Origin of the sequence: Vibrio neptunius (assembly GCA_019339365.1) — a bacterium.
Lineage (GTDB): Bacteria > Pseudomonadota > Gammaproteobacteria > Enterobacterales > Vibrionaceae > Vibrio > Vibrio neptunius.
Genome location: CP079859.1, coordinates 153,318 through 177,254, shown reverse-complemented (window position 1 = coordinate 177,254; position 23,937 = coordinate 153,318). Strand labels below are relative to the sequence as shown.

Annotated in this window: 16 protein-coding genes, 4 tRNA genes and 3 pseudogenes; 10 read left to right on the top strand and 13 right to left on the bottom strand. The window is 47.2% G+C overall.

What is annotated here, in order from left to right:
* Window positions 1–36 precede the first annotated feature (36 nt).
* A complete protein-coding gene (gene purD, locus KW548_00820; GenBank protein QXX06730.1) occupies window positions 37–1,326 on the bottom strand; it encodes a phosphoribosylamine--glycine ligase in 1,290 nt (429 codons plus the stop codon).
* Between the two features lie 202 nt (window positions 1,327–1,528).
* The gene (gene purH, locus KW548_00815) at window positions 1,529–3,121 is read right to left on the bottom strand and encodes a bifunctional phosphoribosylaminoimidazolecarboxamide formyltransferase/IMP cyclohydrolase (GenBank protein QXX06729.1); all 1,593 of its coding nucleotides are present in this window, start codon (window positions 3,119–3,121) and stop codon (window positions 1,529–1,531) included.
* Window positions 3,122–3,393: 272 nt separating this feature from the next.
* On the opposite strand from purH, the gene zntR reads away from it, so the two are divergent.
* Window positions 3,394–3,828 carry a Zn(2+)-responsive transcriptional regulator gene (gene zntR / locus KW548_00810; protein ID QXX06728.1) on the top strand — a complete coding sequence of 145 codons (435 nt, stop codon included), beginning with the start codon at window positions 3,394–3,396 and terminating at the stop codon, window positions 3,826–3,828.
* Here zntR and KW548_00805 read toward each other — a convergent pair.
* The 10 genes and pseudogenes from KW548_00805 to KW548_00760 form a co-directional block, all read right to left on the bottom strand.
* Window positions 3,825–4,811 carry a GGDEF domain-containing protein gene (locus KW548_00805; GenBank protein QXX06727.1) on the bottom strand — a complete coding sequence of 329 codons (987 nt, stop codon included), beginning with the start codon at window positions 4,809–4,811 and terminating at the stop codon, window positions 3,825–3,827. The two genes, zntR and KW548_00805, sit on opposite strands and share 4 nt — an antisense overlap.
* Before the next feature lie 296 nt (window positions 4,812–5,107).
* Window positions 5,108–5,404, bottom strand: a complete 297-nt coding sequence (fis, locus tag KW548_00800) for a DNA-binding transcriptional regulator Fis (protein QXX06726.1) — start codon at window positions 5,402–5,404, stop codon at window positions 5,108–5,110.
* A gap of 72 nt (window positions 5,405–5,476) precedes the next feature.
* Window positions 5,477–6,439: a tRNA dihydrouridine synthase DusB gene (gene dusB, locus KW548_00795; GenBank protein QXX06725.1), complete on the bottom strand. Its 963-nt coding sequence runs from the start codon at window positions 6,437–6,439 to the stop codon at window positions 5,477–5,479.
* Window positions 6,440–6,578: 139 nt separating this feature from the next.
* A complete protein-coding gene (prmA, locus tag KW548_00790) occupies window positions 6,579–7,466 on the bottom strand; it encodes a 50S ribosomal protein L11 methyltransferase (protein ID QXX06724.1) in 888 nt (295 codons plus the stop codon).
* Between the two features lie 137 nt (window positions 7,467–7,603).
* Window positions 7,604–8,947: an acetyl-CoA carboxylase biotin carboxylase subunit gene (gene accC, locus KW548_00785; GenBank protein QXX06723.1), complete on the bottom strand. Its 1,344-nt coding sequence runs from the start codon at window positions 8,945–8,947 to the stop codon at window positions 7,604–7,606.
* A gap of 15 nt (window positions 8,948–8,962) precedes the next feature.
* Window positions 8,963–9,427 (bottom strand): acetyl-CoA carboxylase biotin carboxyl carrier protein, encoded by a 465-nt coding sequence (gene accB, locus KW548_00780; GenBank protein QXX06722.1) that lies wholly within the window; start codon window positions 9,425–9,427, stop codon window positions 8,963–8,965.
* An 82-nt stretch (window positions 9,428–9,509) separates the two neighbouring features.
* Window positions 9,510–9,959 carry a type II 3-dehydroquinate dehydratase gene (aroQ, locus tag KW548_00775; protein QXX06721.1) on the bottom strand — a complete coding sequence of 150 codons (450 nt, stop codon included), beginning with the start codon at window positions 9,957–9,959 and terminating at the stop codon, window positions 9,510–9,512.
* Between the two features lie 292 nt (window positions 9,960–10,251).
* Window positions 10,252–12,203: pseudogene (gene acs, locus KW548_00770) on the bottom strand (acetate--CoA ligase).
* Window positions 12,204–12,405: 202 nt separating this feature from the next.
* A complete protein-coding gene (locus KW548_00765; protein QXX07948.1) occupies window positions 12,406–13,038 on the bottom strand; it encodes a 3'-5' exonuclease in 633 nt (210 codons plus the stop codon).
* A gap of 2 nt (window positions 13,039–13,040) precedes the next feature.
* Window positions 13,041–14,867: a cyclic nucleotide-binding domain-containing protein gene (locus tag KW548_00760; GenBank protein ID QXX06720.1), complete on the bottom strand. Its 1,827-nt coding sequence runs from the start codon at window positions 14,865–14,867 to the stop codon at window positions 13,041–13,043.
* 195 nt (window positions 14,868–15,062) lie between these two features.
* On the opposite strand from KW548_00760, the pseudogene KW548_00755 reads away from it, so the two are divergent.
* Both KW548_00755 and KW548_00750 read left to right on the top strand, forming a co-directional pair.
* Window positions 15,063–16,239, top strand: a pseudogene (locus tag KW548_00755) (3-phenylpropionate MFS transporter).
* Window positions 16,240–16,352: 113 nt separating this feature from the next.
* A pseudogene (locus tag KW548_00750) lies at window positions 16,353–19,785 on the top strand (hybrid sensor histidine kinase/response regulator).
* A gap of 60 nt (window positions 19,786–19,845) precedes the next feature.
* Here KW548_00750 and coaA read toward each other — a convergent pair.
* Entirely contained in the window at window positions 19,846–20,769 is a 924-nt protein-coding gene (coaA, locus tag KW548_00745; protein QXX06719.1) for a type I pantothenate kinase, read from the bottom strand.
* 207 nt (window positions 20,770–20,976) lie between these two features.
* Here coaA and KW548_00740 point away from each other — a divergent pair.
* The 7 genes from KW548_00740 to nusG all read left to right on the top strand — a co-directional run bounded on the left by KW548_00740 (window position 20,977) and on the right by nusG (window position 23,916).
* A tRNA-Thr gene (locus tag KW548_00740) sits at window positions 20,977–21,052 on the top strand.
* A gap of 36 nt (window positions 21,053–21,088) precedes the next feature.
* A tRNA-Tyr gene (locus KW548_00735) sits at window positions 21,089–21,173 on the top strand.
* Window positions 21,174–21,209: 36 nt separating this feature from the next.
* A tRNA-Gly gene (locus tag KW548_00730) sits at window positions 21,210–21,284 on the top strand.
* 13 nt (window positions 21,285–21,297) lie between these two features.
* A tRNA-Thr gene (locus KW548_00725) sits at window positions 21,298–21,373 on the top strand.
* Between the two features lie 137 nt (window positions 21,374–21,510).
* Window positions 21,511–22,695 (top strand): elongation factor Tu, encoded by a 1,185-nt coding sequence (gene tuf / locus KW548_00720; protein ID QXX06718.1) that lies wholly within the window; start codon window positions 21,511–21,513, stop codon window positions 22,693–22,695.
* A gap of 278 nt (window positions 22,696–22,973) precedes the next feature.
* Window positions 22,974–23,354 (top strand): preprotein translocase subunit SecE, encoded by a 381-nt coding sequence (gene secE, locus KW548_00715; GenBank protein ID QXX06717.1) that lies wholly within the window; start codon window positions 22,974–22,976, stop codon window positions 23,352–23,354.
* Between the two features lie 13 nt (window positions 23,355–23,367).
* On the top strand, window positions 23,368–23,916 hold the full coding sequence (nusG, locus tag KW548_00710) for a transcription termination/antitermination protein NusG (protein ID QXX06716.1): 549 nt from the start codon (window positions 23,368–23,370) through the stop codon (window positions 23,914–23,916).
* The last annotated feature ends 21 nt before the right edge of the window (window positions 23,917–23,937 follow it).

The window sequence follows — 23,937 nt, the reverse complement described above, 5'->3', positions numbered from 1 at the left end:
GGCGCCTAAAGAAGCGCCTTTTTTGATACTGAGAGGTTATTCGCTTTGTTCGCGCTCTATCGCTCGGTAACCAATGTCATTGCGATGGAACATACCATTCCAACTAACTTGCTGAGCCAGCTTATACGCTTGTTTCTGTGCATCTGAGACGCTATTTCCCAATGCTGTTGCACACAATACCCGGCCACCGTTAGTTACGATTTCACCCGCTTTGTTGTTCGCTGTACCAGCGTGAAAGATCTTCTGGCCTTCCACTTCACTGGCAGGCAGAGAAATTACATCACCTTTTGCGTAGTCTGCTGGGTAGCCCCCTGCGGCTAGAACCACACCGATAGATGCACGCTGATCCCACTTAGATTCGGCTTCATCTAGCTTCTCATCGATAGCCATCAGGCATAGTTCAACCAGATCTGATTCCATACGCATCATAATTGGCTGAGTTTCTGGATCGCCAAAGCGGCAGTTATACTCGATGACTTTTGGCGTGCCGTCTTTGTCGATCATAAGACCAGCATAAAGGAAGCCAGTGTAAGGGTGACCTTCCGCGTCCATGCCGCGCACGGTTGGGTAGATAACTTCTTCAAGAATACGTTCGTGGATCTCTGGCGTGACTACTGGTGCAGGGGAGTAAGCCCCCATACCTCCCGTGTTAGGGCCAGTGTCTTTATCGCCAACACGTTTGTGGTCTTGGCTGGTGGCCATAGGTAAAACGCTCGCACCATCAACCATAACGATGAAACTGGCTTCTTCTCCATCAAGGAACTCTTCGATCACCACGCGACTTCCCGCTTCACCAAAGGCGTTGCCTGCGAGCATGTCTTTGATGGCGTCTTCTGCGTCTTCTAGTGTCATCGCAACGATAACACCTTTGCCAGCCGCCAGACCGTCTGCTTTAACAACGATAGGCGCACCTCGTTCACGAACGTAAGCCAGTGCTGGCTCGATTTCAGTGAAGTTAGCGTAAGCTGCAGTAGGAATATTGTGACGGGCTAAGAAATCTTTGGTGAATGCTTTTGACCCTTCTAGTTGCGCAGCGGCTTGAGTCGGGCCAAAAATAGGTAATCCCGCTTCACGGAAAGCGTCAACCACCCCAATAACGAGAGGTGCTTCTGGGCCAACAATCGTCAGCTCTATTTGCTTATCTTGAGCGAATGCAACCAGCTCAGAAATCGCTTCTACACCTATGTCTACGTTCTCAAGTTTAGGCTCCAGTGCTGTACCTGCATTACCAGGTGCAACGAATACGGTTTCAACGTTTGGGTTTTGTGCTGCTTTCCAACCTAAAGCGTGCTCACGACCGCCAGCACCGATGATAAGTACGTTCATTTTAAATCCTTCAATCAAAAATCGTCATTCCCGACGTTGAGGAACAAAACTGTCAGGAATCTGTTTAACATGTTAAACCCAGAGATTCCGTACTACGCTCGTTCCTCGCTATACGGAATGACGGTTTTGAGAAATTTAGTTAAGTCTTGCTCTTCTCGGAGCGCCGCGTTCCCGTTTCCAGAAGCGAAGCGCTCGCTTCTTTCTAGTGGCGGAAGTGACGCATACCGGTAAAGATCATTGCCATACCGTGTTCGTCCGCTGCAGCGATAACTTCGTCATCACGCATAGAGCCGCCCGGTTGAATGACACATTTGATGCCCGCTTCTGCCGCCGCATCGATACCGTCACGGAATGGGAAGAATGCATCAGAAGCCATTACGCTACCGGCAACTTCTAGACCCTCATCTGCCGCTTTAATGCCCGCAATTTTCGCAGAGTAAACGCGGCTCATTTGGCCTGCGCCTACACCGATAGTCATGTCACCTTTCGAGTAAACGATCGCGTTAGATTTCACGTACTTCGCTACTTTCCAACAGAATAGGGCATCTTTCAGCTCTTCATCAGTTGGTTGACGCTTAGAAACCACTTTAAGGTCGTCTAGGGTAACCATGCCTTGGTCGCGGTCTTGAACCAGTAGGCCACCGTTAACGCGTTTTACGTCGAAGCCAGTGGTTTTAGTTGTCCACTCGCCACATTCAAGTAGGCGAACGTTCTTCTTCGCTGCAACAATCTTGATTGCTTCTGCAGAGACAGATGGCGCGATGATAACCTCAACAAATTGACGCTCAACAATCGCAGATGCTGTTACTGCATCAAGTTCGCGGTTGAATGCGATGATACCGCCAAATGCTGATGTTGGGTCAGTTTGGTAAGCACGGTTGTACGCTTCAAGGATGTCTTCGCCAAGTGCAACACCACATGGGTTTGCGTGTTTTACGATCACACACGCTGGTTCATCGAACTCTTTTACGCACTCAAGCGCTGCGTCAGTGTCTGCGATATTGTTGTAAGAGAGAGCTTTGCCTTGGATTTGGCGAGCAGTGGAAACCGAAGCTTCTTCAGGGTTTGCTTCAACGTAGAAAGCAGCTGCTTGGTGGCTGTTCTCACCGTAGCGCATGTCTTGCTTCTTCTCGAATTGCTGGTTGAATGTGCGAGGGAATTTGCTCTCTTCATCACCTTCTTTGTTCTCGCCGTAGCTAGGAACCATAGTGCCGAAGTAGTTTGCGATCATACCGTCATAAGACGCGGTGTGCTCGAATGCCGCGATAGCGAGGTCGAAGCGTGTTTCTAGCGTAAGAGACGTTTCGTTTGCGTCCATTTCTGCAATAACGCGGTCGTAGTCGTGTGCATTTACAACGATAGTCACGTCTTTGTGGTTTTTCGCCGCAGAGCGAACCATTGTTGGACCACCAATATCGATGTTCTCAACCGCGTCAGAAAGCGTACAGCCTTCTTTAGCCACAGTTTCAGCAAATGGATATAGGTTAACGACAACCATATCGATAGGGGTGATGCCGTGTTTTTCCATCACATCATCGTCTTGACCGCGACGGCCTAAAACACCACCATGAACCTTTGGGTGAAGTGTTTTAACGCGTCCGTCCATCATTTCCGGGAAATCCGTATAATCGGATACTTCTGTGACAGCAATGCCTTGCTCAGCAAGCAAGCGGGCAGTACCACCTGTGGATAGGATATCGACATCGCGTTCAGCGAGAGCTTGGGCAAACTCAACAATACCTGTTTTGTCTGATACGCTGATAAGGGCGCGGCGAATTGGACGAGCGTTGTTCATGCTTCCATCTTCCTCAAAGTCATGGAGTTAAACTAAAGATATTTGCCAAAAATGAACTTGTTTTTATCTCGTAGGGATAAAATATTGGCCAGTTTTGGTAAAGACCTTTTTGCCAGTCGAAACTGGGCAGATATTAGACTCTAAACTTGATGGCGCACATTCTAACTAATTTATTACAAAAAAGCTCGCGCAATCGTTTGGCATCTCAAAAATAATTATGAAAACCGTGCTTTTTAACTTAAAAAGTAACGAGATAGTTAATAAGGAAAGTTATGTTCCAGATTGGAGAACTGGCAAAGCGTTGTGGTGTGACGACCGATACTTTGCGTTTCTACGAGAAAAATCACCTGCTCCGCCCTATGGGACGCAGTGAATCGGGGTATCGTCTTTATAATGAAGAAAATCAAAAACAGGTCGGATTTATTCTAAAAGCCAAAGATCTTGGGTTAAGTTTGGAAGAGATTCGCGAGCTGTTGGAGATAAAGCTAGAAGCCACCGAACATAGTTGTGCGGAAGTCAAAGCCATTACCTCAGCAAAACTCGAATTAATTGATGAAAAGATTGCAGAGTTGACCCGTATCCGCAAGGCATTGAAGAAAATCAACGATGCGTGCTGTGGCCATGTTGATGATGATGCCAGTCATTGCTCGATTTTAGAGGCGCTGGGTAGTGAAGAACGCTCCTCGACGTGTTGTGATGAGCTTTAACTCGCTTGTCGAATTTTGGCTTGAATCGCAGACTGAACCTTCATATCCGGCAAGTTATCGTGATAGAGCGTAACTTGGTTACGACCCGTCTGCTTGGAGTAGTACATCGCTTTGTCTGCTTGAACCAACAGCTCTCTTACATGAGAGATATCTGAGGTGACTTCTGCGATACCAATACTGACGGTTGGATGAATGATATGGCCGTCGACATTGCAGGGGGCATTTTCAATCGATTGTCGTATGCGTTCGGCAATGTCATAAGCTTGAATGGCGTTTGTGTTTGAAAGTACAATGCCAAATTCTTCGCCGCCAAGTCGCCCAATGTAGTCGCTGCCACGAATCTGCTTCTGGCACATACTAGCAACCAGAGTAATGACTTCATCACCAGAAAGGTGGCCAACTTGATCGTTGATTTCTTTGAAGTGATCAATATCGATCATTAAGCATGACAAATTACGCTGAGTCTCATTATAGCGTTGTAATTCTTGTTCAAGAGATTCAAGGAATGCTCGGCGGTTGAAAATGCCAGTTAGCTCATCCGTTTCAGAAAGGCGTTTCAGCTCTTCCTGGCGGCGATAGTTGCTCGTGATATCACGCTCTTGCCACAATACATACTGCGTACCATCTCCTAAGCATAGGGGCTTAATGGTGGCTTCGAACCACATGTCTTCAGAGCCATCTAGCGTTTCCAGCTCATCAATGGATAGTTGTAAGCATTCAATAGGGTTGACACTGTACTGCACAACCAGCGGTTTGGCAGATTCACTAACATCTTTTATGTAACTGAGTAGTTGGTCGGCTTTATCCTGTGGAAGGATGTCGTGTAGCGCTTTGTTGGCGTAACCATTTTTTTCAAGGCTAACTGTGTGGAACGTTCCCCCAAAACCCTCGATAAAGCGCCCCGACTGCTCTAACACGAAAAGTCGGTCAGGAAGTTCATTTAAAATCAGGCTTAGCCATGCTTCCCTTTGCTTATCAAGCATATAGTTTTATCCAACAACAGATGAACACCGCATTATATCTAGACAAGTAGTGATGGCAATCGTAATAGATCACAGTTTGATTACTATTTACTCACTTAAATGGCGTGAAAATGAGACTCGATATGTGTTGGGTTTCTATGCTCAACTGTAGTCTCAAAAATAAAACAGTGGGTGAACAAGTGAGTCGCACTAAAGTTATAAAACTAATGACATTTTATAAATGAAATGCGGCAGAAACGGAAAAAGCCGACTCTAACTGGAATCGGCTTTCTCAAAATAAAATTCGTCAGAACGTATTAGTTCATGCCGTATTTTTTAAGTTTCTTGCGAAGAGTACCGCGGTTAATACCCATCATAGTTGCTGCGCGAGTCTGGTTACCGCGAGTATATTGCATGATGGTATCTAGCAGTGGCTGTTCAACTTCAGCTAGAACTAATTCGTATAGTTCTGTGACTTCTTGGCCGTTTAGTTGAGCCAAGTAGTTTTTAAGAGACGCTTTAACAGAGTCACGTAATGGTTTCTGAGTAATCTGGTCCTGTGACGTTACTGTAGTTACTGTTAATGCTTCTGAAGTCAGATTTTGTTCGAACATATTCGGTCTAGCTCTTCTCTTAATTATGATGCAACGTTTAGCCATTATATCTGAAGCGATTACTTCAAATCGTTAGGCTTTATCAAAATACGCTTCTAACGCTTCAAGTTGCAGCTCTGCTGCCTCAATCGCGTTGAAGGCACGGCGAAACCCACTTGCTTGCTCATGCTCTTTTAGATACCAGCCTACGTGCTTACGCGCGATTCGCGGCCCTAAGTACTCCCCATAGAAATCGTGGAGCGCATTCACATGACCCAGCAGAATGTCCTTCACTTCCGCGGACGGAAGATCTGGCATTGTGGTGCCGTTTTCCAAAAAGTATTGGATTTCCTGGAAAATCCATGGACGACCTTGGGCGGGACGTCCAATCATCAGAGCATCCGCACCGGTGTACTCCAGTACGCGCTTGGCTTTCTCTGGGCTATCGATATCACCGTTTGCGATAACGGGTATCGAAATTGCCTGCTTGACGGCTCTGATGCTGTCATATTCGGCCTCACCTTTGTACATACATACTTTTGTTCTGCCATGCAGAGCAAGTGCTTGTATGCCGCAGTCTTCGGCTAATTTAGCGATTTGGACACAGTTCTTATTGTCTGGGTCCCAGCCTGTTCGGGTTTTGAGTGTCACAGGGACATCGACTGCATTGACCACCGCTTTCAGGATATCTTCGATGATATCTGGGAAGCGAAGCAGTGCAGAACCGGCAAGCTTCTTATTCACTTTTTTTGCTGGGCAGCCCATGTTGATATCGATGATTTGCGCACCGTTCTCAACGCTAAACTGTGCAGCGTCGGCCATCAGTTGTGGATCAGCCCCCGCAATCTGTACAGATCGAATGCCCGATTCACCTTCATGGACCATGCGCTGCTTGGATTTTGACGTTTTCCATAGCTTTGGGTTTGAGGACATCATTTCACTGACGGCCATCCCAGCACCATAGCGAAGGCATAACTCTCGAAATGGTCTATCAGTCACTCCCGCCATAGGGGCGACGATGAGATTATTCTTAAGTTGATGATTTCCGATTTTCAAAACGTCTTCACAGCTTAGTACCAGCAAGGGCGCGCATTTTACGCATTTTTTTCCGCTGTGAAAAGACTAATATTTGAGCATTTACAAATTGTTTTTGTAATTTGTATGAATTTCAATCAATTAGCCTTGAAAGTCTTATCTAGCCTTGCTTTCGACCAGAGATTCGACACCACTCATTTTGCTCCTTGATAGGATCAATGTGAAGTTCATCACGGTAATAGTTAGCGACATCTTCAGCCTGTGTATCCAGCACGCCGGACATCGCCAGCTCACCATTTGGTTTGACCAAGGACTTAATCACTGGCGACAACTCACGGAGTGGTCCGGCGAGAATGTTCGCGACGACGATGTCAGCGAGCAGACCTTCTGGTTGATCTTGTGGTAGGAATACTTCTAGTTTCTCGGCAACACCATTACGTTCAGCGTTGTCTTTAGAGGCAAGCAGTGCTTGAGGATCAATATCGATCCCAATGACCTTTTTGGCACCGAGCTTGATCGCAGCGATCGCTAAGATGCCAGACCCACAACCAAAGTCGATCACGGTTTTACCCGACAGGTCTAGCCCTTCCAGCCACTCCAGACACAGCGCAGTAGTTGGGTGAGTACCAGTACCAAAAGCGAGGCCAGGGTCTAACATCACGTTGACTGCATCCGGCTCTGGGACGTCTCGCCAGCTTGGACAGATCCACAAGCGCTCACCAAACTTCATTGGGTGGAAGTTGTCCATCCACTCTCGTTCCCAGTCTTTGTCTTCCAACTGCTCCACTTTGTAAGCAAAGCCTTCGGGTAGCAAGTTGCTGTTCTTGGTCTGTTCAATAATAAACTGAGTATCCGCTTCAGCGTCGTACAGAGCGAGAATATCCGTATCACCCCACAGACGAGTTTCTCCCGGCAAAGGCTCAAATACTGGCGTGTCGTGCGCGTCTAAGAAGGTCACCGACAGCGCTCCTGTTTCTTCCATTAGCATATCGCCGATTTGCTCAGCGTTGTCGTTGGTCGCATTGAGTTTGATTTGAATCCAAGGCATGGGTATGTGCTCGTCTAGATAGTTAGATTTAAATTTGCGCAGAGTGTAGCAGAACTCTGGGGGTTATTTGAGTCCAGAGTGCGCTGAAAACAAAAATGCTCACCGAAGTGAGCATTTGTATCGTGTCAGCAATCGAATTACTGCAGACCCAGTTTTTTCTCTAGGTAGTGGATGTTAGCACCACCATGTTGGAAGTTTTCGTCGTTCATGATGCTTTCTTGTAGCGGAACGTTGGTCTTGATGCCTTCGATGATCATCTCACCGAGTGCGTTCTTCATACGAGCAATGGCAACATCACGGTTTTCACCGAATGTGATCAGCTTACCGACCATTGAGTCATAGTGCGGTGGTACTGTGTAGCCCGTGTAGATGTGCGACTCCCAACGAACGCCCATACCGCCTGGCGCGTGGAAACGCTCGATCTTACCTGGTGAAGGTAGGAAACGCTCAGGGTCTTCTGCGTTGATACGACACTCAATCGCATGGCCGCGGATCTTGATGTCATCCTGAGTGAATGACAAAGGTTGGCCTGCTGCAACACGAAGCTGTTCTTTGATCAGGTCAACACCAGTCACCATTTCTGTTACTGGGTGCTCTACCTGAATACGCGTGTTCATTTCGATGAAGTAGAATTCGCCGTTTTCGTAAAGGAACTCGAACGTACCCGCACCACGGTAACCTATTTCCAAACAAGCACGCGTACAACGCTCACCAATGTACTTACGCATTTCTGCTGTGATACCCGGAGCAGGCGCTTCTTCAACCACTTTCTGGTGACGACGCTGCATAGAACAGTCACGTTCACCTAGGTGGATAGCACCGCCTTGCCCATCAGCAATCACCTGTACTTCAACGTGACGTGGGTTTTCTAGGAATTTCTCCATGTAAACCATGTCGTTGTTGAATGCTGCTTTTGCTTCTGCACGCGTCATCGCGATAGCTTCTACTAGCTCAGCTTCAGAGCGAACCACGCGCATACCACGACCACCGCCGCCACCAGAGGCTTTGATGATAACTGGGTAGCCGATGCGTTTAGCGTGCGCTTTATTCGCCGATTCATCATCGTTTAGAGGGCCGTCAGAACCTGGTACACAAGGAACGCCCGCTTTTTTCATTGCTGTGATAGCAGAAACCTTGTCACCCATGATGCGGATAGTTTCCGCTTTTGGGCCAACAAAGATAAAGCCGCTACGCTCAACTTGCTCGGCAAAGTCTGCATTCTCAGACAGAAAGCCGTAACCCGGGTGGATAGCGATCGCGCCCGTTACTTCTGCAGCAGAAATGATACGTGGGATGTTCAAGTAACTATCGATGCCGCGAGCTGGACCGATACAAATTGCCTCATCAGCAAGAAGAACGTGTTTCAAGTCACGGTCTGCTGTTGAGTGCACGGCAACGGTTTTGATGCCTAATTCTTTACATGCGCGAAGAATACGAAGCGCAATTTCGCCTCGGTTCGCGATGACTAATTTATCTAACATAAGAGACAGCCTCTATTATTCGATAACAACAAGTGGTTGGTCGAATTCAACTGGCTGACCATCGTCAACTAGGATTGCAGTAACAACACCAGATTTGTCTGCTTCGATTTGGTTCATCATCTTCATTGCTTCAACGATACATAGAGTTTCGCCAGCGGTGACTGATTGACCTACTTCGATGAATGACTTTGAATCTGGGCTTGGAGCACGGTAGAAAGTACCGACCATTGGAGAAAGCACTTGATGACCCGCTGGTACTGCTGGCGCTGCTTCTGCTGCTGGGGCAGGCGCTGCTGCCGGTGCCGCCGCAGGCGCTGCTGCTGGTGCCGCTGCAACTGGTGCTGCGTATTGAATTGGAGCGGGTGCCGCTGAACCGTTACGGCTGATTCGTACCGACTCTTCACCTTCAGAGATTTCTAGCTCAGCAATGCCAGATTCTTCAACTAACTCGATAAGCTTTTTGATTTTACGGATATCCATCTTTTCTTTCTCTTTTATCTTGTGAATAAGACAGCTCTTGGTGAGCTGCAGAGTGTGTTCATTTACTGTGATAGTAATTAAGTTACTGTGCCTGCAATGTGTTTACGGCAGCAGACAAAGCGAATTCATAACCTTGTGCACCTAGGCCGCAAATCACACCTTGTGCCTTATCTGAGAGATAAGAATGATGGCGGAAAGGCTCGCGTGCGTGCACGTTGGATAAATGTACTTCAATAAATGGGATAGAAACGCCGAGCAGGGCGTCTCGCAGAGCAACACTAGTATGTGTGAAGGCTGCTGGGTTGATGATAATGAAATCAACTTTGCCAAAAGATTCGTGGATTTTCTCAATCAGTTCATATTCGCGATTTGATTGCAGATGCTCTAGTTCAACACCAGCTTTGTGGGCTTGCTCGGTCAAAGTGTCGATAATCTGTGGTAAGGTTTGAGAACCATAGTGACCCGGTTCGCGTAGACCCAACAGATTTAAATTTGGACCATTTAAGACAAGAATGCGTGATTTAGCTGTCATTGTGCTGCCATCTTCCTACTTCATGATATGAACTGGAATCTTCCCATAATATTGCCGATCCAGCGTGATTATATTGTCAAATTTCACGCTAGATCTTTAAAATAGACCAAGATTATAGCCAATTCAGCGCATTTAGCAGCAATTTACTGGTCTAATCTCCCGTTTCTGAGATGAAAAACTGCTACCAAGGTAACAAATTTGACTGCTTTGTCTTGGACTTCAAGTCGTTGGATATGTTCCTACAAATAAAAAAACCGCCACAAATGTGGCGGCTTAGTCTTGTTTGCTATTTCTATGCAAGTTCTGCTTTTTCGGCGATTAACTTGTCAACAACGCTTGGGTCGGCCAGTGTTGAGGTGTCGCCTAAGTTGCTGGTATCCCCAGTGGCTATCTTACGCAAGATACGACGCATGATCTTACCGGAGCGAGTTTTCGGCAGAGAATCTGTCCAGTGCAGCACATCTGGCGTAGCGATGGGGCCAATCTCTTTACGTACCCAGTCCTTCACTTCTTTGTGAAGTTCTGCTGATGGGAACTCGCCATCGTTCAGAGTAACGTAAGCGTAAATTGCTTGCCCTTTGATGTCATGCGGAATACCGACAATCGCCGCTTCGGCAATCTTATGGTGTGCCACCAGAGCTGATTCGATTTCTGCGGTACCCATACGATGCCCAGAGACATTGAGTACGTCATCTACACGACCTGTGATCCAGTAGTAGCCGTCTTCGTCACGACGCGCTCCGTCACTGGTGAAGTACATGCCTTTGAAAGTAGAGAAGTACGTTTGCTCAAAGCGTTCATGGTCGCCGTAAACGGTACGCATTTGACCTGGCCATGAATCAAGAATCACCAAGTTACCTTCTGCTGAGGTCTCCTCAATAATGTTACCCATGTTATCGACTAATGCAGGCTGTACGCCAAAGAATGGACGAGTGGCAGAGCCAGGTTTTAGTGCTGTGGCACCTGGTAGTGGAGTGATGAGGATGCCACCAGTTTCGGTTTGCCACCAAGTATCAACGATTGGAGATTTCTCATTACCAATCGTCTTGTAGTACCACTCCCATGCTTCAGGGTTAATGGGTTCACCCACTGAGCCCATGATGCGCAGGCTGTCACGAGAGGTGCCATTGACCGCTTCATTGCCTTTTGCCATCAACGCACGAATAGCGGTTGGCGCAGTGTAAAGAATATTGACTTGGTGCTTATCAACGACTTCACTCATGCGGTTGGTGTTCGGGTAGTTTGGTACTCCTTCGAACAGAATGGTTTTGGCACCATTAGCCAGAGGGCCATAGATCAGGTAAGTGTGACCTGTGATCCAACCTACGTCAGCGGTACACCAGAAGGTTTCACCTGGCTGGTAGTCGAAGACATATTTGAAAGTCATGGTGGCGTAAACTAGGTAGCCGCCTGTGGTGTGAAGGACACCTTTAGGTTTACCGGTTGAACCTGATGTGTAGAGGATGAAGAGTGGGTCTTCCGCTTTCATCTCTTCTGGCGGGCAATCATCTGATACAGACGCTGTCGCTTCATGCCACCAAACATCACGATGATCATGCCAGTCAACATCGCCGCCAGTGCGCTTGAGCACTAATACTCTATCGACCGTTTTCACTTCTGGGTTGGTCAATGCTTCATCAACGTTTTTTTCAGTGGAACCGCTCGACCACCACGCACACCTTCATCGGCGGTAACAACGACTTTAGCATCTGAATCGATGATACGTCCCGATAGGGCTTCTGGTGAGAAACCACCGAAAACAACCGTGTGTACAGCACCGATACGAGTACACGCTAGCATAGCAATAGCTGCTTCAGGCACCATTGGCATGTAAAGACACACGACGTCGCCTTTACGTACTCCTTGTTCTTTGAGAGCGTTGGAGAAACGACATACTTCTTTGTGCAGTTCGTTGAATGTCAGTGCTTTATCGTCTGCTGGGTTGTCCCCTTCCCATATGATTGCCACATCGTCACCGCGCTCAGCTAGGTGACGGTCAATACAGTTTGCAGAGACGTTGAGCGTACCATCTTCAAACCAGCGAATATCGACATGGCCTGTATCAAATGAAGTGTTTTTGACTTTGGTGAAGGGTTTAATCCAATCAACAATCTTACCGTGTTCATTCCAGAATCCCTGTGGGTCAGAGACTGACTGCTGATACATGGCGAGGTAGGTATCATTATCCGCATGGGTATTTGTTTTGATATTTTCTTTTACCGGATAAATATGGGCTTCACTCATTGCTTTTCTCCTTGGGCTTAATTCATAACGAATTGAGCAAATGTTCGTTTAAAACGTTTTTCACGTTTGTTGACATTCCCTATATCTGTAACTTTCTAGCACCAAGCGTAATTCGACAATTAGACTTTAGGATGAGAGGCCTGATTCTGCTTTGTATTGGTGGTGCTATGTTTGATTTTGAGAGTTGGATCGTAGGAAATACTCAACGGTTGTAAGGCAGGCTCAAACTGGGAAGGTCTCCCTTGGTTAGACGAACGAATATCAACGCCGCTGATATAGCATCTTGCAACGCGTCGTGCTTACTTTGTATGGGCAAGTCTAGATGCGTGCAAATGGCTTCCAGACTCAGGTCGAAATAAGCGTTGGGTAGGTGTTTTTCCAGTTTGTCGTGGTAAATCTGGCTGACCTCAATCAAAGGGTTAGGAAGAGGGAAACCGAGGTGACGTTTACACGCTAGATCAAGAATCTTTTTGTCGTAGCGAATGTGGTAACCCACTAATGGTCGAGTGCCGATGAAAGCTAACAAGCGTGTCAATGCCTGTTTCTCATCGGTACCATCGGCCAGATCTGAATGACGAATATGATGGATCTTCACTGAGCTAGAATCCAGAGATTGTGGCGCTCTTAATCTCACTTCGAAAGGTTGACTCGTGATGATGCGATTATCGATGATTTTGGTTGCTGCAATGGTGACCAACTCAGCACGCTTTGGATCTAAGCTAGTGGTTTCACAATCGAGTGATACGTACTCACCTTTTTGGACTGAGGCAAATAGGGGCTGATATGGGGAGTTTCTCAATTTGTGATACCAGTAACGGCGCTGAATCCAGTTCATCATTAGTCTCGAATTTGATAGTGATAGCCAAGGAACTGTTTGAATTTTTTGACCACATGTAGGCTGTGGCGCAGTAAGTCACGTTCTGTGCGTTCGAGCAGTTTGAGGTTGATGTGGTTATGGCTGTGTTGATTGGCGACCTGCTGGCTAAGACGTAACTTGAAGAACAGCTTCAAAGCTTCATTGAGGTTATCTGCGGTTTCCGGCTCCAAGATGCGTTTGCTGCGTAACGCATCAATTCGGTCAAAGGTGTTGTTTTCCTCTAAACCATATTCCAGTGTTAAGGTGCGAATCCCGTGGACGATTGGAAAAATACCGCCAATTTTTAGATCGACCCCTTGCTTATTTGATTTGACGTTGCCAAATAGAGTCAGTGGCAGAGAGAACTGCAACGCTGGTCGAGTGAAGTCCTGTAGCGCCAGCATATTATTCAGCATCAGTCCTTTGAGGTGTTGTCGTACAGGTTTGAGTAATGTTTTGTTGCCCGCGACCGCATGAGCATCGGTGAAAATGGCCAGATCCATGACATGTTCGGCAGAAGACGGCTTAGACCAGCGTGTTAATGTTGTCTGCCAGTCACTCTGACTTTTCACCCATTTCGGGTTGTTGACCATCACATTACCCGGGCAAAGTGGGTAGCCTAGTTGCTGTAAGGTGTGCGTCAGCTGAGCCATAATCGTGTTGCACTGATGCCATTCCAGTCCATCTTTGATAATCAATGCATTGTCTTGGTCGGTTTTTAAGATCTGTTCCCCGCGCCCTTCTGAGCCTAAAACGATCAGACAACAATGATCGTGCAGTGCAGGTGGAACAATAAGCTGAAACGCTTTTTCTATGATTTGCTCGTTGACCGCAGAAATCAACTCCATGATAAAGCGAGTACGAATCCCGTTTGCTAGCAGACTATCGACTAACTGACGTTGGCGATTGGAGGCTAATGCCAGTTCTTCAATGCTCGAAGCGCGGGCTATACTTAAGGTTAATACATGAGAATGGGTTGAAAAGGCACTGAGAATCTGGGTCATATCCAGCATACCGACCGCTTTTGTACCGTCCGCCACCAGAACTCGTTTCAAACGTTGACGGGTCATCTTAATCATTGCGTTAAACAGAAAATCGCCATCGTCGACGTGAATGACTGGGAAGGTAGCAATTGCGCTGACCTGAGTGTTTAGCGGATATTCGTCAAGCATCACGGCATGCAGCATGTTGGTGCGAGTGACGATAGCAAAAGGTAGATGACTTGGAGTGTTAGTCAAGCGTGGGTCGTCATCGTGGAGTCTGACCAAAGCGGCATCAATCCCGTTCTGCTTTAATATCTGAGTAACCTCATTAAGCGGCTGCTCAGGACTAAGAATCATCGGTGGGTGATAGATATCACGGTCCACTTTAGTGAGAATAAACTCGGCCAGATTTTGTTGTTGTTGCGCAGCTTCAATTAGTTGCTGCCGTTTGGCGAGATTATTATCGAAATAGGCCGCAAACTGGCCATTTTGGTTATAAAGCTCAAGAAAGACGGATTTAGGCAACAAATAAGTGAGCGTATCTTCCAGCGCGACGTAGTGATGGCGGATTTTCCCTTCAAACAGCGCGCGCACATCAAATAAGTCATCATTGGCGTAATGGGCGAAGATTTCCTCTCCTTTGGCACTGCGTTCTTCTACCGTTCCTTTAATCAGAATATGAAGGTGCTGGCTGTTCCCACCGGTTGCCAGCAAAACTTCTTTATCTCGGTAATACGCCACATCCAGTGAGGCACGCAGCTTGTTCTGCTGTCGTTCGTCTAGGCGATCAAACGGTGGAGAGTGCATATTGAATTTATCTGGCATACCGAACCCGCGTGAGAAAAGAAACCATACTCTAAGTGTGACAAGTTTCCTTTTAAGTGCCAGACGACTTTGGTCGAATCACTCTGATTTAGGATGTCTGTACGGAAACAGATTGGTGAGTAATCTTCCCTTTTTATTCAGCAAATAAGCAGAGATAATGCGGCATCCGCTCTCATATCGCATTCAGAGGTCAAAATGCTCAATCCGTCTCCCTACGGCTGGATATCTCAATACTTTTTCGGATTCTTTTTTGCCTATGGTGTCTATCTGCCATTCTGGGCGTTGTGGTTTGAGGAGCAGGGCGTTTCAGCTACCGATATCGGCTTACTCGTCGGCATTGGTTTTGCGACTCGTTGTGTCGCCAATATGGTACTAACGCCGCGTATCCATAAAGTTGAACACCTAATGCCTGCACTGCGCTGGCTGAGTATTGCTGCCCTAATTTTTATCGTTTTCCACTTCTTTACCGACGGTAGTTTTTGGTTGATGGCGGGTGCAACTGTGCTGTTTAACCTTTGTTGCGGGCCGATTGTGCCATTGTCTGATGCGATGGCGAACTACTACGCGCGGCTGAAGATGCTTGACTACGGACGTGCCCGGCTGTGGGGATCCGTTGCCTTTATTGCAGGCTCCACGGTGGTCGGCTATTTAGTGGCCAAATTCGGTACGGATATGATTTTGTATACTGCGCTAGCGGGGGTGTTTTTTGCTATTTTAGTTGGGATGCGCAACACCAACCCGATGCCTGTCACGACGGAAGAGGAACAGGCAGAAAGACCGAAGCTGGTGGAACTTCTAAAGGAACCGTCGGTTTTGAAGTTCCTCGCTTTAGCCGCTTTGATTCAGGGCAGTCATGCTGCTTATTACAGCTTTAGCTCGATACACTGGAAAGAAGCCGGGCACTCTGAAGATATTATCGGCTATTTATGGAGCTTAGGTGTGATGGCGGAAGTGGCGGTTTTTGCGTTGAGTAAACGTCTGTTTGCCGGTTGGTCGTTACGTGCCCTTTTTTTTAGCCGCTGCGATGGGTGTCGCGGTGCGCTGGGGGTTGACCGCTTCGACAACAGTACTGTTAGGACTTGTCTTAATTCAATTACTCCACGGTGTGACGTTTGCCGTGGCACACATTGCTGCTATTCAATACATCCAGCACTCGGAGCCAAGAAAAATGGTCGCTCTGCAAGCGCTATACAATGCGATCCCGCTAGGCGCTTTTATCGCTCTGATGACTGCCTTGAGTGGCTGGGGATATGAGAATTGGGGCGCGAACATTTTTTGGGTGATGGCGATGATGGGTATTCTGGCACTGTTTATTCGTGTTGAACCAAAACGCCAACGTGCTTCGGTTATCGACGTTAAAGCACAGAATTAAGCGGAACTGTTTGAGTTCGATTCGCTTCCTTAGTTAAATGAAACCTCTCCAATATGGAGAGGTTTTTGTTTGTATAAACAAAGCAGCGGAACTCAATTCGATAAGGAAATCAGATGCAAGGTTGGCTAGTGATCACCGTATCGCTGATGTACCTCGGACTACTCTTTCTCATCGCTTGGTATGGCGATAATCAGCATCGTTGGCTAGCCCGCTGGCGGCCGTGGATCTACAGTTTGTCGATTGCGGTCTACTGTACGTCGTGGACCTTCTACGGCACGGTGGGGCAGGCCAGTAACAACCCGTGGTCGTTTCTCCCGATCTATATCGCACCTATCTTAGTCTTCACCCTTGGTTGGCGTGTGTTAGCACGTCTGATCATTACCGCTAAGCGCGAGCACATCACATCGATTGCCGACTTTATCGCTGCTCGCTATGGTAAATCTCAAGGTTTAGCCGTCGCCGTCACGCTGATTGCCGTCGCGGGGATCTTGCCTTACATCGCTTTACAGCTGCGTGGTATTACCATGGGGCTGGAGATTGTCTCTCCTGAACTACCAGAAGCATTCAATGCTCAGGGCATGGATGTATCTTGGTTTGTGGTTGGTGCATTGGCGATATTTACCATGTTGTTTGGTACGCGGCACATCGACAATACTGAACACCATCGCGGAATGATGATGGCAATCGCATTTGAGTCGATCGTCAAACTGGTAGCATTTCTCGCTGTTGGGTGTTTTATCCTTTATCTGGCGCTCAATCGCAGTGACATTGAGTTGATGTCGATAGCCTCTGACACCTATCAGTCACCAAACCTACCGACATTATTAATTCATACTGTGTTGACCATGATGGCGATTGTCTGTTTGCCGCGTCAGTTCCATACCATGGTGGTGGAAAACGAGCGCGCGCAGGACTTGCATACTGCACGCTGGTTATTTCCTATATATCTGGTGATGATGGGGATCTTTGTTCTGCCTATTGCTTGGGTAGGGCAGGGTTTGCTAAGTAGTGCGAGCCCTGATACGTATGTGATCAGTTTGCCTATGGCCGTAGGTGCACAGGATATTGCTTTGCTGGCTTTTCTCGGTGGAACGTCTGCCGCTAGCGGCATGGTTATTGTCTCGACCATTGCTTTAGCCATTATGGTATCGAATGATTTGGTGATGCCACTTTTGCTGCGTCGGATGAAACTGGCTCAGAGAAATCATCGCCACTTCTCTGGCCTATTATTGGTGATTAGGCGTGGCTTGATTTTACTGCTGTTACTTGGCGCATGGGGTTTCTATCATGCACTGGGTAGTAGTCATTCTTTGTCTGCGATCGGCTTCCTATCATTCGCTGCGATTACTCAGTTTGCTCCGGCTCTACTGGGTGGAATGTATTGGCGAAAAGGCAATCGAAAGGGAGTCTATGTTGGCCTAGCGTTCGGGTTTGGTTTATGGCTTATCACTCTGATGAGTCAGACTGATATGTTGGCTGGCGATGCCAACAGTAATTTCCTTCTTTGGCTAGTGACACCGCCAGAGGCCTTGCAATCTTTTTGGTATCGAAGGTTCTGATTGGGGAATTGTCCTTAGCATGATAGTTAATGCGCTGTGCTATGTATTGGTGTCACTTATGACGCGTTCGAGTTTGAGTGAACGTCTTCAATTAGCATCCTTTGTCGGTACACCCATGCCTGAGAATGAGAATATCAGCCTCTACCAGAGTCGAGTGACGGTGGGTGAGTTGGAAATGCTGGCATCACGGTTTGTTGGCCGAAAGCGGGTACGTAGCGCCTTTGAACAGTATTGGGCTCAGCAGCACGAAGCCATGTTGCCTAATCAGCAGGCCACCGCGAGTTTCATTCGTCACACGGAGCGGGTACTGGCTGGTGTTTTTGGTGCCTCTTCAGCAAAATTGGTTCTGACCTCTGCTCTGCAAGGGCGCAACATGCAGTTAGAAGAAGTTGCGACTATTGTCGATGAAGCCTCTGAGTTGTATGACTTTAGCCGAGGTCTCCTCCAAGGAGCGATTGAACATATAGGGCAAGGGATCGCTGTGGTGGACAGACAGCTTAGGCTGGTGGCGTGGAACCAGCGTTATCTGGAGTTGTTTGTATTTCCTCAAGGGTTGATCCAGGTGGGTAGACCGATCGCGGATGTCATTCGCCACAACGCTGAGCAAGGGCTGTGTGGTCCTGGCGATCCAGATGATCATGTCCGTCGTCGCATTTATCACCTTGAGCAAGGCACCCGTCATACGTCTTCACGAGTCCGGCCTGATGGTCGGGTTATTGAAGTGCAGGGGAATCCGATGCCAGGGGGAGGCTTTGTCATGAGTTTTACTGACATAACGGTATTCCGTGATGCAGAGCAGGCACTCAAGGATGCCAATGAAAGTTTGGAAGAGCGAGTCCATGAACGAACTCAGGAGCTGGAGCAATTGAACAAACAGCTGGTGTCTGCCACTCAACGCTCTGAGCATGAATCTCAATCGAAATCGCGCTTTCTTGCGGCGGTCAGTCATGATTTGATGCAGCCACTTAATGCTGCCCGTTTGTTTGCATCGTCATTATCTGAGGTAGCACAACAAGAGGAAACTAAGCGCCTCTCCAAGCATATCGAAAGCGCCTTGGAGGCCGCTGAAGACCTGATCGGTGACTTGCTTGATATCTCTCGTTTGGAGTCGGGCAAGCTCGATATCAATGTGCATGGCTTTGCCATTAATGACGTTCTCTCCAATCTAAACGCTGAATTCAGTGCGCTAGCAAAACAACAGGGGATTGAATTTGAGATGGTGCCAAGTCAGTTGATAGTCCAATCTGACCCGAAGCTGCTTCGCAGAGTGATACAGAACTTCCTGACCAACGCTTTCCGTTATAACCCCAAGGGTAAGGTAGTGCTCGGGGTAAGACGGGTTGGACAACAAGCGAGGATTGAAGTCTGGGATAACGGCGCAGGTATCGATGAAGACAAGCAACAGGAAATTTTTGAAGAGTTTACCCGTGGCAGTCAGGTTCGTTCGGATCAAGGGCTTGGACTTGGATTAGCAATCTCGAAAGGTATTGCCCACGTGCTCGGACATCAAATATCTATGCGTTCATGGCCCAATAAAGGCAGCGTGTTCTCAATCGCACTCAATCGCAGTGAGGAGGCTTTGGTACGGCCGCAAATCGTGCCCTCTGCTGCAGTCTCTGACCTCAGTCACCTCAATGTACTTTGTGTCGATAATGAGCAGGAAATCTTGGTTGGGATGGAAAGCTTGCTGGCACGTTGGGGATGCAATGTACGCACGGCGACCGATATTGTCACCAGCCTGCAGTGCATCGACGAAGAATGGCTGCCGGATGTGATTCTCTCCGACTATCGTCTGGATAACGGTCGCACTGGGCTTGAAGTACTACAACAATGTCGGTTGCGTTTAGGAGATAGCTTTAAAGGAGTGATCATCAGTGCTGACCGAACTAACGATATGATGGAAGGTATCAAGTCTAATGGGTTTAGCTTCGTTCCTAAACCCGTTAAACCACTCAAACTTAGGGCTATTCTCAATAAAGTGGCATAAATGCAAGTAAGGCTTTGCAATAGGAGAGTGATATTGCGAGATCAACTATTGGTACTCTAACTACTTTCTGAGCAATACTTTTTCAACTCTATGATCTTGACCTTTTTTCAAGATCAGCTGAGCCCGCCCTCTGGTCGGTAAGATATTGGCCGTAAGGTTGATGCCGTTGATGGACTGCCAGATTGAGTGTGCCTTGTCGATCGCCGCTTTCTCAGTTAGTTCGGTATAGTGACTAAAGTAAGACCCCGGTTTGGTGAAGGCTCCTAAGCGGAATTTCAGGAAGCGTTCTACGTACCATTGTTCAATAACATCGCACTCTGCATCGACATATAGGGAGAAGTCGAGGAAATCTGATACAAACACGCGATGTGGATCGTGTGGATAGTCCATACCACTTTGTAGAACATTCAGCCCTTCAATAATCAGAACATCCGGACGGTCTACCACTTTAACATTGTCGGTAATGTCATAGGTGATATGTGAGTAGACGGGAACCTCGAGATTAGGTTTTCCGGCTTTCATATCCGACACAAACTCAACCAAACGCTTGATATCATAAGATTCTGGAAAACCTTTACGATGCATGATTCCGCGTTCGTTCAATACCTTTTTGGGATAGAGGAAACCGTCGGTTGTCACTAGTTCAACCTTAGGGTGGTTTTCCCAGCGAGAAAGTAGCGCTTTAAGAAGACGAGCCGTTGTGCTTTTGCCTACGGCAACACTACCTGCGATGCCAATAATAAAAGGTGGTGCGCTCTCTTGATTGTCCAAAAAGTTGTTGAGAACAGAATTACGGCTTTGCCTAGCGGCAACATATAAGTTGAGCAAACGTGCAAGTGGTAGGTAGATCTCGACGGCTTCTTCCATGGTTAGGCTTTCATTGACGCCCTGCAGCTCGATAAGATCCTCTTCGGATAGCGTCATCGGGACAGAATTTCGCAATTCGGCCCATTGCTGACGATTAAAAGAGAGATATGGCGTCATAGTCTTCCTAACTGAGATTCGCGATAGAGAGCTGCGAAAATACAACAACCGGCGCAAATTGCCAAATAACTCGGCGGAGATAAGCGCTTTTATCGAGTGAATTGTGCGATTTTTCAGCAAATAAACAGAAACTGGCTAAAATCGCATTTTTTTTTAAATTAGCTATTGCAAGGTAGAGATTCCTTCAATAGAATGCGCACCACTTATGCCGACTTAGCTCAGTAGGTAGAGCAACTGACTTGTAATCAGTAGGTCACCAGTTCGATTCCGGTAGTCGGCACCATTCTCTCCTTTAGTAGTGAGAATGGATGAAAAATTTGGAGGGGTTCCCGAGTGGCCAAAGGGATCAGACTGTAAATCTGCTGGCACTGCCTTCGATGGTTCGAATCCGTCCCCCTCCACCATATTCCTTAAGGAAATAGCTCTCAGAGTTACGTGTTGCGGGCATCGTATAATGGCTATTACCTCAGCCTTCCAAGCTGATGATGCGGGTTCGATTCCCGCTGCCCGCTCCACTCTAATTTGAGTGCTGATATAGCTCAGGTGGTAGAGCGCATCCTTGGTAAGGATGAGGTCGGCAGTTCGAGTCTGCCTATCAGCACCAGCTCTTAAGCAAAGCTTTCCTTTTGATACTTTCTTTCGACTAAACTACGTTTAGTGTTTGAAAGTAAGTTTTTCACCAATACTTTTTGGTTGCGTGGTCATCAAAGCCACCTAAATCCGTACCTAGAGGGACAACTCATGTCTAAAGAAAAATTTGAACGTACGAAACCGCACGTAAACGTTGGTACTATCGGCCACGTTGACCACGGTAAAACAACTCTAACTGCTGCAATCTGTACAACTCTTGCTAAAGTGTACGGCGGTGAAGCGAAAGACTTCGCATCTATCGATAACGCTCCAGAAGAGCGTGAGCGCGGTATCACAATCGCAACATCTCACGTTGAGTACGACACTCCAACTCGTCACTACGCACACGTAGACTGTCCAGGACACGCGGATTATGTTAAAAACATGATCACAGGTGCTGCACAGATGGACGGTGGTATCCTAGTTGTTGCTGCGACAGATGGCCCAATGCCACAAACTCGTGAGCACATCCTACTAGGCCGTCAGGTTGGTATCCCATACATCATCGTATTCATGAACAAATGTGACATGGTTGACGATGAAGAGCTACTAGAGCTAGTAGAAATGGAAGTTCGTGAACTTCTATCTGAGTACGACTTCCCAGGTGATGACCTACCAGTTATCCAAGGTTCTGCACTAGGCGCACTAAACGGCGAGAAGCAGTGGGAAGACAAGATCGTTGAGCTTGCTGAAGCACTAGACTCTTACATCCCAGAGCCAGAGCGTGCAGTAGACCAACCATTCCTACTACCAATCGAAGACGTATTCTCAATCCAAGGTCGTGGTACAGTAGTAACTGGTCGTATCGAGCGCGGTATCCTAACAGTAGGTGATGAAGTCGAAATCGTAGGTATTAAAGAAACTACAACAACGACTTGTACTGGTGTTGAAATGTTCCGTAAGCTTCTAGACGAAGGTCGTGCGGGTGAGAACGTTGGTGCCCTTCTACGTGGTACTAAGCGTGACGAAGTAGAGCGTGGTCAAGTACTAGCGGCTCCTAAGTCAATCAACCCACACACTAAGTTCGAATCAGAAGTATACGTACTGTCTAAAGATGAAGGTGGTCGTCACACTCCATTCTTCAAAGGCTACCGTCCACAGTTCTACTTCCGTACAACTGACGTAACTGGTGATATCTCTCTACCAGAAGGCGTAGAAATGGTAATGCCTGGCGACAACATCCAAATGCAAGTAGAGCTAATCGCTCCAATCGCAATGGATGAAGGTCTACGTTTCGCTATCCGTGAAGGTGGCCGTACAGTAGGTGCTGGTGTTGTTGCTAAGATCTTCGACTAATTCTTAGGAATTGCTGAAGACTTCTGAAAAATCTTTGAATAAGATTTGACGAACCAGTAGCAAAAAGGGCATCATTTGATGCCCTTTTTCTGCACTAAATTTAATGTTTGTTCATTTTATCGTCCAAACAAATAGTAAGCAGAATTCTTTGTCCGAGAGGTTACTTCTTGGTCATTTAGAAAGAGTACGTCAATCGAGTTAAGGTTGTCGTTTCATGGATTTGCCCTGCAACAGCGGGGTTGTTGTCTGTATGTAAGACTTGTGACAGGTTTGGTTTTATGAAAGCAAATAATGCTGAAACTCCTGAAAGCTCAAATGGCGCAGATTTCTTCAAGTGGATTGTCACTTTTGTTCTGCTAGTTGCCGCTGTTGTGGGTAATTACCTGTATGGTGAAATGTCTGTAGTGATTCGCGCTGCAGGTGTTGTTGTACTGATTGCTGCGGCACTTGGTGCTGCTGCTACAACAACAAAAGGTAAAGCTGCGATTGAGTTCGCTAAAGAATCTCGTATGGAAGTTCGCAAAGTGGTTTGGCCAACACGCCAAGAAACTATGCAAACTACTTTGATCGTTTTAGCTGTAAGTATAGTAATGGCTCTAGCACTTTGGGGCATCGACGGCATTATGGTTCGTCTTGTCAACTTTGTGACTGGGGTATAGAGGGTTTTAATTCATGAGTGAAGCTCCTAAAAAACGTTGGTATGTAGTGCAAGCCTTCTCTGGATTTGAAGGCCGTGTAGCGCAGTCTCTTCGTGAGCATATCAAAATGCATGGCATGGAAGAGCTATTTGGTGAAGTTCTCGTCCCTACTGAAGAAGTAGTGGAAATGCGTGCAGGCCAACGTCGAAAGTCTGAGCGTAAGTTCTTCCCAGGTTACGTCCTCGTTCAAATGATTATGAACGATGAATCATGGCACTTAGTACGTAGTGTGCCGCGTGTCATGGGCTTCATTGGTGGTACCTCTGACCGTCCAGCTCCTATCACTGATAAAGAAGCTGATGCTATCCTCAACCGTCTTGAGAAAGCGAGTGAGTCTCCTCGTCCACGTACTATGTACGAAGCGGGCGAAGTAGTGCGTGTTACTGACGGTCCATTTGCTGACTTCAACGGTACAGTTGAAGAAGTGGATTATGAGAAGAGCCGCATGAAAGTGTCTGTATCGATCTTTGGTCGAGCAACACCAGTTGAGCTTGAATTTGGTCAGGTTGAAAAACTGGACTAATACTCTGATTTAAAGAGTATA